This is a genomic window from Variovorax sp. FW301-JW7 (genome assembly GCF_058788795.1).
Genome location: NZ_JBYTBC010000004.1, coordinates 652,317 through 666,014, shown reverse-complemented (window position 1 = coordinate 666,014; position 13,698 = coordinate 652,317). Strand labels below are relative to the sequence as shown.

General features: G+C 59.2%; 10 protein-coding genes. 8 read left to right on the top strand and 2 right to left on the bottom strand.

Annotation, left to right across the window (positions count from 1 at the left end; all coding sequences use genetic code 11):
• Nucleotides 1–723 precede the first annotated feature (723 nt).
• Both AC3WQM_RS14960 and AC3WQM_RS14955 read right to left on the bottom strand, forming a co-directional pair.
• Entirely contained in the window at nt 724–1,467 is a 744-nt protein-coding gene (locus AC3WQM_RS14960) for a GntR family transcriptional regulator (RefSeq protein ID WP_492679732.1), read from the bottom strand.
• A 130-nt stretch (nt 1,468–1,597) separates the two neighbouring features.
• Nucleotides 1,598–3,079 carry a sulfatase family protein gene (locus AC3WQM_RS14955; protein ID WP_492679730.1) on the bottom strand — a complete coding sequence of 494 codons (1,482 nt, stop codon included), beginning with the start codon at nt 3,077–3,079 and terminating at the stop codon, nt 1,598–1,600.
• 254 nt (nt 3,080–3,333) lie between these two features.
• Between AC3WQM_RS14955 and AC3WQM_RS14950 the strand changes: the two genes are divergently transcribed.
• The 8 genes from AC3WQM_RS14950 to AC3WQM_RS14915 all read left to right on the top strand — a co-directional run bounded on the left by AC3WQM_RS14950 (nt 3,334) and on the right by AC3WQM_RS14915 (nt 13,594).
• Nucleotides 3,334–4,215 (top strand): ribokinase, encoded by an 882-nt coding sequence (locus AC3WQM_RS14950; protein WP_492679728.1) that lies wholly within the window; start codon nt 3,334–3,336, stop codon nt 4,213–4,215.
• Nucleotides 4,216–4,296: 81 nt separating this feature from the next.
• The gene (locus AC3WQM_RS14945; RefSeq protein WP_492679726.1) at nt 4,297–5,295 is read left to right on the top strand and encodes a Bug family tripartite tricarboxylate transporter substrate binding protein; all 999 of its coding nucleotides are present in this window, start codon (nt 4,297–4,299) and stop codon (nt 5,293–5,295) included.
• Between the two features lie 57 nt (nt 5,296–5,352).
• Complete coding sequence (locus tag AC3WQM_RS14940) at nt 5,353–7,593, top strand: sulfatase-like hydrolase/transferase (RefSeq protein WP_492679724.1); 2,241 nt, start codon at nt 5,353–5,355, stop codon at nt 7,591–7,593.
• A gap of 8 nt (nt 7,594–7,601) precedes the next feature.
• Nucleotides 7,602–8,666, top strand: coding sequence for a nucleoside hydrolase (locus AC3WQM_RS14935; RefSeq protein WP_492679722.1), 1,065 nt, complete (start codon nt 7,602–7,604; stop codon nt 8,664–8,666).
• 72 nt (nt 8,667–8,738) lie between these two features.
• Nucleotides 8,739–9,878 carry a porin gene (locus AC3WQM_RS14930; RefSeq protein ID WP_492679720.1) on the top strand — a complete coding sequence of 380 codons (1,140 nt, stop codon included), beginning with the start codon at nt 8,739–8,741 and terminating at the stop codon, nt 9,876–9,878.
• Between the two features lie 43 nt (nt 9,879–9,921).
• Nucleotides 9,922–11,319, top strand: a complete 1,398-nt coding sequence (locus AC3WQM_RS14925; RefSeq protein WP_492679718.1) for a cytidine/deoxycytidylate deaminase family protein — start codon at nt 9,922–9,924, stop codon at nt 11,317–11,319.
• Between the two features lie 207 nt (nt 11,320–11,526).
• Nucleotides 11,527–12,528 (top strand): formylglycine-generating enzyme family protein, encoded by a 1,002-nt coding sequence (locus AC3WQM_RS14920; RefSeq protein ID WP_492679716.1) that lies wholly within the window; start codon nt 11,527–11,529, stop codon nt 12,526–12,528.
• A gap of 169 nt (nt 12,529–12,697) precedes the next feature.
• Entirely contained in the window at nt 12,698–13,594 is an 897-nt protein-coding gene (locus AC3WQM_RS14915) for a helix-turn-helix domain-containing protein (RefSeq protein ID WP_492679714.1), read from the top strand.
• Nucleotides 13,595–13,698 lie beyond the last annotated feature (104 nt).

The following is a 13,698-nucleotide window of genomic DNA, read 5'->3' as shown; positions in this document are numbered from 1 at the left end:
AATTTCCGTCACACTTCCTTGGACTTCCGGAAAAGTGTGGCGAGACGGGTTCGGGCGCGCAAGGAAGCCGGCCATTAACCGTCTCCGGATGAATTAGGCCAAAGAGTAATATCGCCTTACCGCAGAAATACTAATGATTGATTTGCACTTAAGTAAAAATCTACTTGCCCCGCCCATGATTTGTCAGGCGCCGGGAGGTAGCCAGGCATCCACGCGCAAACAGTGCGGGGGCCTTGCCCTGGGTTTATTCTCTTATTTATAAGAGAGGTACAAAGTACCTCTCTCTGAAAGTCTGAACAGACTCGAATGAGAGAAAATTCGTTAGAAGTAAAACCTCCAGCGAGCGCGCAATCCCTGGGGACAGAGTTGAGCAGGGCCACCGATCTGCTGGATGCCGGGACATATGTCCTTCTTCCAGTTGCTTCAACCAGCTGTGTTTACCCACTCGGACAACGGACTGCCCGGTCTCCGGGAGTGTGGACCCAGAAGGCGGCTCGTAGGCTAGCGGGCTCGACCAGTGAGTTCGCGCTACCGCCTGATCTTGCTGCGTGCCAGCACCACATCTCGAAGGCCGATCGTGATCTGAGGGTGCTAATGGAATGGACTCACCCCTTCAATCGGGATACTGCGACACGATCGGCAGAGAGTCGGTTCGCATTCACGGATCAATGACATTCGGATGATGGGGACATCGTCCGTGCAACTGGAATCCGAAAATTTCAACTATGACGAGATCCGAGACGCAGTCGTGAATACATTGTGTCGACCTTCAATGCAGTAGGTCTTCGCGTGAAATACGGCGCCCCCTGCTTTCAGATGAGTTCGATCGAGCAAAAGAAAAAGATCATCGGGAGATGCATTTTTTTCCCAGCCTATCTTCTTCGAGTGAATCGCTCGGAACTTCACCTGGACGGAGTCCACTTCAATATTGAAATGCTTGAATATTTCAAAAAATGAATTTTCAAAGATCGCAAGAGACGTGTCTTCGCCAAAGAATCGACAAGGATAGTATTCGTAGCTGAAGCTCAGCAACTGATCATCGCTGCGAATTTCCCGCTCCACGTAAATAATCGGTTCGCCCTCACTCAACCCGAGCTCTTTTGCCTCCTCAACTTTTGCTTCGGCTATTTTTATTTTATGCAACTTGAAAGAGGGCAAATGGCCTGAACTTGTGATTGCGTTTGTAAGCGATTGATAAAGGCCAACGGCAATAGGGACCGGAGGGGATGGTGGCTCGAGAACAATCGTTCCTATTCCACGCCGAATCCGCAACCGCTCCTCAACCAAGAGTCGCGCGACAGCCTCTCTTACCGTGTTTCGGGAAACCTCCAGCAATTGGGCCAATGCTGTTTCCGAGGGAATGGTCGCACCGACCTTCCATTCGCCAGATGAAATATTCCGCCTGAACTGCTCAGCTATCTGATCGACAAGTGATCCAGTTGTTTTTGTACCGCGAATGGAGTTCATATGGGCTTGGCTAAATCACAAAAAGGGGAAGCGGGCTTATTTTCACGCATGCTCATTTCCGCGATTTGCTCCGCAAATGAACAGCATGCTACCGTGTCTTCGCACCCCTGTTGAGCAGCCTTCGCGTGACCTAGAAATTTGCAGGTCGGCCGAATCCCGGATCTGCGTAGGAAGGGTAGGAATCGAAGATGTCCGCATTGCCCAGGATGAGCGGGTCGTTCGTGCGCTTGAGTTCTTCGCTGAGCAATCGATCCAAACGCTTCAAAAGTGGCCCGAACCGTGGTTTGGCCGCTAGATTGACAAGCTGGTACGGATCGGCCTTGACATCGTAGAGTTCAAGCGCCGGGCGCTTTGCAGTTGCAAGCGCGAATGCTCGTCTGAAACCAGGTTCGTCGCCACGCAGCACGAGTTCCGTCTTTGTCGCGCCCTTGTCGATATCTGCAAAGGCCGAGTACACATCACTGTCGAGCACTCGGCGATCCACCGCTCGCCTGGATGGTGCGCCCGCTGGCCACCTGTCTGGTCGGAAGTTGCGGATCAGAAGGTATCTGGAGGTGCGCAGGCTTCGTGACGGATAACCTTGCCCAGCAACTTCTCGCCCGTCCAGATGTCGCTCGCGGCCCGCCAGCACGAATGTCCGATCGGCACTTCCGCCTTTCAGCAAAGGCATGAGTGATCTCGATTCAAGGTCCGGCGGCTGGGGCAAACGGGCGAGTTCCAAGAACGTCGCAGCCAAGTCCACCAACGAGATCATCGCGTCGCTTTTCACACCGGAAGGCACGTGGCGTTGAAACATCACGACGAGAGGCACATGGCAGCCCGCGTCGTAGAGATTGGCTTTTGCACGGGGAAATGGCGGACCGTTGTCACCCGTCAGGACCACGAATGTATTTTCCAACTCGCCTCTTCGCTCCAACTCGTCAAGCAGCAGGCCCGCCTCCCGATCAAACTGTTCCAGGTAGTAGCGAAAGTCTGCGAGGTCGCTGCGGACCGTGGGCGTATCCGGCAGAAATGCAGGGACCGTGATGCTTGCCGGATCGATGCCGTGCTTCGCCCCAATCCCAGCCTCAAAGGGACGGTGCGGCTTGAATGCGCCATACCAAAAGCAAAAGGGCGCGTGCTCGGGACGCGCAGAGAGAAAGGCGTCGAGTGACGAAAACTTGTTGCCTGCCGGATTGCGGGTTCGACCTCCCGGCTCAAGCTTGCCGGGCCCCCAACCCTTTTCCATGAATCCGACGTGATAGCCGCCTTGCTCGAGCAATTCGGTGTAGGTCGCGAACTTGCTGGGAAGCGTGCCTTGCAGATTCACCCCCTCTTCCAATTGCCAAGGCAGCTTGCCAGTGAGGATCGAGGCGCGCGACGGGGTACAAGATGGCGCCGTCACAAAGGCGTTGCTGAACGAGACGCCCCCTTCACGCAACCGCTTCATTGTCGGCATATGCGCACCGAGCTCGTCGAGCGCTTGCGCTCCAAACCTTCCCCAATCATCGGCAATGAGCAGCAGGATATTCGGCCGCTTTGAAACGACGCTGCGCTGCGCAAATGCAGGCAGTGCAGATTTCGCCCCAACCATGGCAGCGGTGTAGAGAAGGATATTGCGTCGCGTTGGCATGAGAACTTCCAGTGAAGTTTGGAGGTGGCGAACTGGCGTCAGAACCTCGGGAGAGGACCGATCCGAATCCGGCCCAGTCGTCGACGAAGGATTTAAGCGTCAGAGAGCTTTGACGTTGGACGTCCAATGTTAGTACTGAGGTTGCCCTTCAGTCTTCGGGTTTTCACGGGGGCGGGTTCGCGCAGACGAAAGCTTGCGTTCCGGTGAATGTTGCCGTATCGTTGTTGGACGTCCAACATGACAAGAGTATTGCAATGACAAGTGATGTGATCGTCGTCGGAGCCATCAATCAGGATTCCGTCGTCCAAGTAGAGCGCTTTCCCGAGGGTGGCGAGACCATCCTCGCCCAATCTCTGTGTCTATACGCTGGGGGAAAGGGTGCCAACCAAGCCGCGGCCGCCAGTCGGGGCGGCGCGAAGGTGGCGCTGGTGGGAGCAGTGGGTGACGATGCGGCTGGCGCAGCGCAACTCGCGTCGCTTGTATCGGGCGGGGTTGATGTGGCGCACGTCGCCACGGTGAGCGACACGACCACCGGGCAGGCCTTTATTTCCGTGACGTCTGACGGTCAAAACTCCATCGTCGTCGTTCCTGGTGCGAATGCCAGAGTCGACGCTTCGACTGTGGTGCGCGCGCTCTCGCAGCTATGTACGTCGGAATCGGTGGTGATCCTGCAAACAGAGCTGGCTGTCGAAGTCATCGAGCAGGCGGCGCGCGTCGCGCACGAGTTCAAGGCTCGAGTGGTCGTGAACAACGGTCCATGCATCAAGTTGAGCGAACAGACTCTGTCGTTCGCAGACCCGTTGGTGGTGAACGAGACCGAAGCCTCTCAGATGGCCGATTCCACGAGCTGCACCGAGCCGAAGGAGCTTGCACTCAAGCTGCACCAGCTTTCAGGTGCGAAGTCGGTCGTGCTGACCCTCGGAAGACGAGGCTCCTGCCTGCATGACGCGCAAGGAACGGCGTTCATCCCGGCCAGGGAAGTTTCGACGGTGGACACCACTGGGGCCGGCGACGCCTATATCGGCTCATTGGCCGGTGCACTGAGTCGGGGTCTCTCCTTGCGGGAGGCTTGCGTTCTTGCAAGTGATGCAGGCGCCGAGGCGGTCACCTATCGAGGCGCCCGGCCTCCGGTTTGACGTCGGGAAGTCTTCGCGCACCTTGTTTTGGCCCGGACGTTCGGGCTCAACCGAAAAGTGGGCATTACAGGAATGAAAACCATGAACCAGCTTGTTCGCACCGGCAGCGCGCCAATTAACCGCCGCAGCGTATTGGGCGCTCTGTCCGCCATCGTCATGAGCCCGCACTTGATGGCGGCCCCAGGCTTCCCCAACAAGCCATTGAAGACCGTTCTCATGTTCCCGCCCGGCGGTGGCGCGGATGGCATGGCGCGCCTGGTGGCCAACAAGCTTCAACAGTCTCTCGGACAGCCGGTGATCATTGAAAACCGTCCCGGCGCCAGCGGCGTTTTGGCGGCGAACTTCGTGAAGGCCTTGCCGCCGGACGGATACACGCTGCTTCACGCCGGCATTGCACTCCTTACGTTGACGCCGAATCTCAATGCCGCAGCGCGCTACTCGGACGCCGACTTTGTTCCCGTTGCTGGCCTGAGCACGTCGCCTCCCGTGTTGGTCGCACGTGCCGACTTTCCCGCAAAGAACCTGAAGGAACTGGTGGCGCTTGCCAAGGCCCGGCCCGGCGCTATCAGCTACGGTACCTGGGGACCAGGCAGCATTCCCCATCTGGCTGGCGAATGGATGTCTCGGGAACTTGGAGTCAGCCTCACTCCCGTTCCCTACAAGGGGGAAATTCCTGTTGTCCAGGATCTTCAGGGAGACCAGCTCGAACTGGGATGGGTGAGTCTGCCCGCAGTGATCAATCAGCTGAAGTCGGCAAAGATCAAGCTGATCGGCATCGCGGCCGCGAAGCGCTCTCCCCTGCTTCCTGATGTGCCCACCTTCGTGGAGCTGGGGCTGAAGGACTTTGTTCTGAGTGGCTATACAGGCTACTTCGTGCTCAAGGGCACGCCCGCCGAGGTGGTCAGTGCTCTCAATGAAAAGATCAACGCGGTGCTGCAGCAGCCCGATGTCCGCGCGGCAATGCTCGCGCAGGCACAGGAGCCGCTGGTGCTCTCCCCTACCGAGTTGGGTGCGCTGGTCGCCAGCGAGGCACGACGCCTCCAACCCGTCATCGAAGCGCTCAAGCCATCCCTGCGCTAGGGCATGGTCGCGTTGTCAGCACGCACGAATCCGAACACCCTCTAGATAGGAAAACAGGTGTCAAACGACAAGCATCAGCGACCATTCAGTGGCCGCATTGGAGAAACGGTTGCCGACAGCGCGCCGCACTGGCCGAACCCCGCCGAAGAGGTGAATCGCGGCAGCCAACCCAACATCTTGCTGGTCGTGTTTGACGACACCGGGTGGTCGGACTTCGGCTGCTTTGGCTCCGAAATTGCAACGCCGCACATTGATGCGCTGGCGCAGCGCGGTTTGCGCTATTCCAACTTCCACGTCACGCCGCTGTGCTCGCCCACGCGGGCGTGTCTGTTGACCGGTCGCAACCATCACGCCATCGGGATGCGCTTTCTTTCCGACGTCGACACGGGCTTTCCGAACTCGCGCGGCTTCATTCGCAACGACGTGAGAACGCTGCCCCAGCGGCTGCAGCCGGAGGGATTCGGAACGTTCATGGTGGGCAAGTGGCACCTTGCGCCCCGGCACGAAATGACCCCGGCGGGGCCGTTCCACAACTGGCCTCTCGGCAAGGGCTTCGAAAAGTTCTACGGCTTTCTCGACGGGGCCACCGATCAGTACGCCCCCGAGCTGGTTCAAGACAATCAACCCATCGAGCTGGCACCCGAGGAGGGCTATCACCTCAGTGCGGACCTCGCTGACCGCGCGATCCGCTTCATCGCCGACCAGCAGAGTTTCGGTGGTGGCAGGCCCTTCTTTCTTCAGCTCGCGTTTGGTGCGACGCACGCGCCGTTTCAAGCGCCTCGCGAGACCATTGCCCCCTACATCTCGATCTTTGAGAAGGGCTGGGATCAAACCCGAATCGATCGGCTGGAACGACAAAAAAGCCTGGGGCTGCTGCCCAGCGACACGATGTTGACCGAGCGGAATACAGGCGTGCCGGCCTGGAGTTCGCTCACAGCGCAGGAGCGTCTGCTCTATACCCACCTGCAAGCGGCCTACGCCGGCTTTCTGACCCACGCGGATCAACAACTGGGCAGGCTGCTGTCTGCGCTTGAACGCATGGGAATTTCCGATGACACGGTTGTCATCGTGATGTCGGACAACGGCGCCAGCCGGGAGGGCGGCAAGGACGGTGCCGTGGATGTGAATGGCCCTTACAGCGGGCGCCGGGAAACAGTGGAAGAGCAGCTCAAGCGCCTCGATGAGATCGGCGGTCCTCTGGGCCCCGCTCACTATCCCGAGGGATGGGCCATGGTTGGAAATACGCCCTTCCGGCGATACAAGCAACTTGTCGATCTGGGCGGCGTACGTTCGCCGCTGGTCGTCAGCTGGCCGCGTGGCATTTCCACACCCGGCGAGGTTCGCAACCAATTCGTCCATGCGATCGACATTGCGCCGACCGTGTTGTCGCTGGTGGGTCAGCCCATGGAGCCCGATCTCGATGGTCGAGACTTCTCCCATACGTTCGCCCAACCTCAGGCTGCATCACCACGAGGTGTTCAGTACTGGGAAATGATGGGTCACCGCGCAATCTGGCACGAAGGTTGGAAGGCCGTCACCGAACACGTGATGGGGCAGTCGCTGGAAGAAGACAAATGGCGGCTGTACGACACGCGGGTCGACTTCTCGGAAGCGCAAGACCTCAGTGAATCGCATCCGGAAATCGTGAAGCGTCTTGCCAGCCTGTGGTGGGAACAGGCACGGGCCAACGAGGTCCTGCCCATCGACGATCGTTCGCTGGTGGAACTCATCCGTCTGCGCACGCCGCTCAGTTCGCACAACCGCCAGGCGATTGTTCTTCGGCCTGACCAAAGCATCGTGCCCTTTTCGACGCGACTCACCGGCACCGATCGCTCTTTCGTCATTCATGTGGACCTGTGCAACCGAGCGGACCTCGATGAAGGCGTTCTGGTCGCCAGCGGCAGCATCGGTGGCGGATACGTGCTCTACATCCGCGACAACCGCTTGTGTTTTGAACATGTCTGCCTCGGCCAGCGGGTGCGCTGCATCAGCGAACGCGCGGCGCCACTCGGGGCGAGTGCCGTCGGCTTGCGGCTGCGGCGCGCTCAGGACGGCCACGAAGGCTCTGCCGAGCTTTGGCAGGACGGCGAAGTCGTGGGGAGCGTGACCATTCCATACACCTCGAGCCATCTTTCATTCTTCGGTCTGTCCGTGTGTCGCGACGCGACATCGCAGGTCGGCACCGCATACGAAGGCACCTTCGACTACCCACAGACGGGCGTGGACAAGATTCGAATCGAGTTCCTGGATGCCGCGTCGGCGGTCACGACAGCAGCCGTGATTTCAAAGAGCGAATAGGTCACGACATGCGACGCAAAATCATTGTTGATCAGGATGCTCACGGGCCGGCATCCACGAACCTGCAATCCATCGCCATGCTCATCGCAGCGCCCGAAGTGGACGTGCTGGGCATCTGCGTGGTCAGCGGCGACGGCTGGTGCGACGAGAACGTGGCGCATACGTTGCGCTTTCTCGAGTTGATCGGGCGACCCGACATTCCGGTCTATCGAGGTGCCGCGCTGCCTCTGTTGAACTCGATGTCTCGCACCCGTCAATGGGAGGCACTGTATGGCAAGCTTTTCTGGAAAGGCGCCTGGACCGAATACTTCCATGATGGCCGCTACCGAGAGGGCGAACACCATACCGAGCCCTTCACCGTTCCGGCATTGAAGGAAGGCAACCCCAGTCTGACGGCGGCCGAGGGCACTGCCGCCGAATTCCTATGCCGGACGGTGCGGCAATTCCCGGGCGAGGTGAGCATCTGGGCCGGGGGGCCAATGACCAATCTTGCGCTGGCTTGCCGTCTCGACCCGAACTTCGCCTCGCTCGCCAAGGAGTTGTTCTACATGGGCGGCAGCTATGCCCCCAAAGCGGGACCGAGCCACTTTTCGCTGGAATACAAGCACGCGCCCCGGTTGGAATTCAACATACGCTGGGACCCCGAGGCTGCATCTCTGGTTCTCAAGGAGGCTTGGGCACAGATCACCCAGATTCCGGTGGATGCGACCACGCAGACATTCTGGTCGGCAAAACACCAGCAGACGCTGAGCCAGATTGGGGGAGGCCTTGCGGCGTACTTCGGCACCTACGGAAAGCAACTGCCCATGTGGGACGAAGTTGCCGCCGCTCTATGGCTTGAGCCCTCCCTTGCGCGAGAAGAAGAGACGCTTCTCGTCGACGTGGATACGTCGTTCAACGCCGGCTACGGAAACACACTGAGTTGGGAGCCCGGCAAAGGCCCCGGCCTGGGTGAGCGCCCCATCCGAGTGGTCCGAGCCATCGACGACGCAAGAACCGAGGATTTCGCCGTTGCCTTGCTCACGAAGGCATGCATCGAGGCCCGTGATCGAGAAGCCGCAACGCGAGAGTGAGAAGCAGCAGTTCAACAACCATCGGCCTGCCAACAGATGTTGGACGTCCGACATAAAAAAGGAGACATAGACATGCCTACCGGATGCTTCACTGAGACCAGGGACAAACAGCACGCCGTGTGCCGAAAGAAAAGTCCGATCCGCGTTCATGAACGCCTGTTCCTAGGCCTGACCCTGCTGGGAGGGCCGCTCACGCTTTGTGCGCAGTCTCTGGATCAGAGCGGTCTGAGCGGTCTGAGCGGAAGTGTGGTCTCTTTCAGCGGGGCCGTCGATCTCGCCGTCGGACGGGTCAAGAACAAGAACGCCGCAGGCATCTCGAGCACCACGTCGGAACTGCATGCGAATGGCATCACGGGAAGCCTGTTTCGGTTTCGCGGGCGCGAGGACCTTGGAGGCGGCTTGTACTCCGGCTTCTGGCTGGAAAGCACCATGCAGCCCGACACAGGCGCCGTTGGTGCCCAGGGGAAATACTGGAGTCGGACATCGGCCGTCTATGTAGGGGGACCTTGGGGCGAAATCGGCCTGGGAAGACTCGTCGCGCCGACTTTCACCAACATGGCGATCTACGATCCCGTGGTCAACAACGGTTATCTCCAGGCCATGAAAGTGCTCAGCACACTGGGTACGGACACCGATTACCTGTACCGCAATGACAATGCCGTCAGCTACTTCTTGCCGAGGAACCTCGGCGGATTCACCGGCCACGTGCAAGTCACGGCCGGCGAAGGTGAGAAAAACAAGGGCTACAAGGGCGCGCGCTTTGGCTACGTTTCAGGCCCTCTGGACCTCGGAATCGCAGCAGGACGAGGGAAGACAACTCCCGGCCAACCTGACTACACGGTTCGCAACATGGGTGCTTCCTATGACCTGGGGTACGTCAGGCTCAGCGGCTATGTCGCCAAGCTCGGCTACGGGGCGTTGAACCAGCGGGAGGTTGTCCTGGGTGCGGTGATTCCGGTGCAGCAGCATGTCCTGCGAATCAGCTATGCCGCGACCACCGGGAACGGAAATGCGGTGGTCGGCACCGACTCCAAAAGCTACGGTCTCAGCTACGTCTACAACCTGTCTGCAAGAACGGCACTCTTTGCGACATGGGCCCGGATCTCAAACGAAGGCGTTGCCAACTTCCGTTTGAGCCCCTCTGCAAACACGGGATCAGCTCGCGGAGGTTCGTCGACTGGATATGACTTCGGCATTCGCCACTTCTTCTGAAGCAGCGCCGAGCGATTGATTTCCACCACTTTGAGGCGACAACATGACCTACAAGATTCTCGACCACACCCTTCCCGCTTTCAGCTCCCGCCGACGCTCCGTCCTGCGCGGCGCCACGGCAAGCTCTGCCGCCTTGGTTGCGCATTGGCTTCTGCCAGCGAAAGCGCATGCACGCGAGACCGATCCCGCCGGATTGTTTGAAGGGCAAGGCCTTGGCAAAGGACAGGAGGCAGTTCTGGTCGACAAGGTCGAGGAAGCGGCCTTGCTGGCTGCGGACCAGGCCATTGCGGCACAAAGCGCCGGCACGTTCGGTGTCGGCGGATTGCTGTTGGATTCCAAAGGCCGCATCCTCCAATCGATGAGGAATGCCGTCGTTCGCGAAGGACTCGCCTTTGACACGACGGCGCATGGAGAACGCCAACTGGTGGACTGGTATTTCCACATGCGCAGCCGTGGCGAGAAGTTGCCGCCTCCACACGAAGTGATCTGCATCACTTCGCTGGACCCTTGCCTCATGTGCACGGGCTCTTTGCTCGTCGCAGGCTTCCAAGTCGTCGTGATTGCATACGACGATTTCGCCGGCGTGAACTATGACCGGACGGCCGCCTTTGCTGGCCTTCGAGGAACCGGCGAAAAGCTTCGCCGCCAGTTCAGCTATGTCGAATGCGCAGGGGCAACGAGCTATGCGCGCGCGCCCAGCGGGGCTGCGCTTCCGAAGATCTTTTCCGCGCAGAAGATCAGCGAGCGGGCTCACGCGTTGAATGCCAACCTCTTTCGCGGCAATCAAAATCAGGTTCAGGCAAGCATTCGAGACGCTGCCGATCCTCAAATGCTGAAGGACCCATCGAAGCTGGCGCCTGAGCATCCCCTGGCAAAAATGCTGCAAGCAGCTTACGCACCCGCACTCTCCGTACGGACGAACCCCGCCTCGCCGGGAGCCGAGCTCATTGATCTGCTTCAGGCGACCTCGTTGCAAGACAAGAAAAATGGCGGCCGCGGAGATGCCGTGCTGATGCTGGACGCGTTTGGCAATGTGCTCATGTCCTTGCCAGGGCACCTTGCCGCATCGCCCATCAGAACGACCTTGCTGGAAACGCTTCGGGGATACATGGCCGTCCGCTGGAAGGCATTCAAAGCAGGAATCAAGGACGCCGATCTACTGCTGTGCCATCCCAAACATGCCACGTTTGTCTTTCTGCGCTGCCCCAACGACAGCTCGGAGGACCTGCTCAGCCTGGGCGCATACGGTGGTGTGACCGCGGGCACGCAACACCGGCTGCGATACATCCAGCGTTCGACGCTCGATGACACCGCGCTGCTTCGATACTTCGAAAGCATGCCACCTCTGTACAAAGGTTCCTTTGCGAAGTACTTCCCGGAGCAGGTCGTCGACAGCCGCGTGCTGGCTGCGTTCGCGGCTCCGATTTCACCACCGGTTTGACTCCAGCAGTCGTCGCGCGTCAACGCGCGCTTTTTCTCGCAAGGAAGTCCATCTTGCCTGCAGGAGCGCTGTTTGAAACCGTTGCAGCCAGCCTGCGTTGGCAGTACTTTCTGGACGGCTCGAGAAACTTGTTCCCCGGTGATCGGGCCGTGTGATTGCAGAACACCCGCCTCTCCTCAAATTTCGATATCCGAACTCACTGCCGCCATGAGCACGCTCAACTCGATTTCGACGAACCCGACTTCCGCCCCTTCGGGAGCCGGGGAATCCGCGCAAGCACAGCAAGGCATGCGATGGATCCCTGGCGGCGTCTTTCGAATGGGTTCGGATCGGTTCTACCCCGAAGAGGCCCCTGCTCGGCAAGTCCGAGTGGACGGATTCTGGATCGATGAGGTCCCTGTCACGAACGCGATGTTCGCGGAGTTTGTTCTATCCACGGGCTACCGCACATCTGCAGAACAGGCCCCCGATCCGAATGACTATCCGAACACTCTTCCAGAGCTGCTGCATGCTGGGTCCCTCGTTTTTTTCCCACCCACGCACCCCGTGCGGTTAGACGACGCCAGGCGATGGTGGAAATGGTGCATCGGCGCGCAGTGGCATCAGCCTTACGGCCCGGACAGTTCGCTCCAGGGCCTGGACAGTCATCCCGTTGTTCATGTGACGTACCAGGATGCCGCTGCCTATGCCGCCTGGGCGGGCAAGTCGTTGCCCAGTGAGGCGGAATGGGAGTGCGCTGCTCGCGGTGGCCTGGACAACGCCGAATACGCGTGGGGCGATGAGCTTGCGCCGGGTGGTCGGATGTTGGCCAACTATTGGCAGGGTGATTTCCCCTGGCGCAACACATTGGATGACGGCTTTCTACGAACTTCTCCCGTTCGTTCATACCCGCCGAATGGCTTCGGCCTTTTTGACATGATCGGCAACGTCTGGGAGTGGACCGAAGATTGGTACGCACCCGCCGCACATCTGGCGACCAAAGTCCCCGGCTGTGGCTGCACGCCGAGCAACCCGCGTGGTGCCCAACAGGAAGAAAGCCGCGATCTGCGCGATGCGTCGACACGGCTTGGCCGGCGCGTGCTCAAGGGCGGATCGCACCTGTGCGCTCCGAGCTACTGCCAGCGCTATCGGCCTGCAGCGCGCTACCCCCAGGCGGTCGACACCTCGACGTCCCACGTCGGCTTTCGCTGCGTGAAGCGTGTCCCCTGAGCGCTTTTTTTTCCGTTGAATTTCCAGACATGACCGCCGAGAGAAGGCGTCAAACAATTCGTTCTACAGCGCTCGTTCATGGACCCAGCAGATGAGAACCCAGCCATCGGAACCACCCGTCAGATGGGTCGATAGCGCCCCGTTGTTGCAACTTCCAGAGTGCGAGGGCTTGTCGAACTTTCGCTCGCCAGAGCACCAGGCATTGCTCGACGTAACTTCCTGCGCGTCTTTTTCGGATGTCGGCGTGCACTGGCAACCCGGTCGTTGGCGCTATCACCAAGACTATGAATTGCATACGGTCGTTTCGCCGTTTCGACGTGCATTCATAGGCGACGAGGTGCACCGGCTCGTACCCGGAAATGTAGTCCTCATCGGACCGTTTCTGCCTCACAACTTCGAGTTCTCCGGTGCACGGGGGGAGCGCAGGGCAACGCCCGGCTCGGTACTTCGATTTTCCGATGCTCCATTCCGGCGAAGCATGGATCTGCTGCCGGACTTGCGAGAAGCAGAACCTCTGCTCAATCGCGCCCGACAGGGCATTGAGTTTGTGGGCTTCCGAGATCGTGCCGTGGAGCGGCTGGACCAGATCAAGGACAGCCGGGGACTCGAACGCTTTTCGGCCTTCGCAGCGCTTCTGTGCGAGCTTGCACACTGGCAGGACTTTCGCGTACTCACAGCCGAAAGGTTCAAGGGACCCAGGACAACCAACGGTGCGCCATCTGGACGGATCTGCACGGTCCTGGACTACCTCAGGATCAACTACATGCAGGAATTCAGCCTTCCTGAAATCAGCGCCATGGTCGGCATGCATGAAACCGCACTCTCCAGACAGTTTCGCAAGGTCACCGGCAGCACCTTCACCGACTTTGTGACGGAACTTCGGATTGCCAAGGCCTGTCAGCTCCTGCTTCATACGGAACGCCCGATTTCCAGCGTCTGCTACGAAGTCGGGTTCAACAATGTCTCGAACTTCAATCGGCACTTCCTCAAACGCAAGGGCCTAACTCCAAGCAAGTACAGAACGCTTGCCATGTCTACTGCTTTCGACGGAGCGCCTGCTTTGTAGATTGGCATGAGGAATCGATCAACTCCTTCGCGCGCACTTCGCAAGATCTCGTAAGGTTGACCAAAGTAGAACTCGTACCAGAGGTGAACCCGCGCCTGACTAGA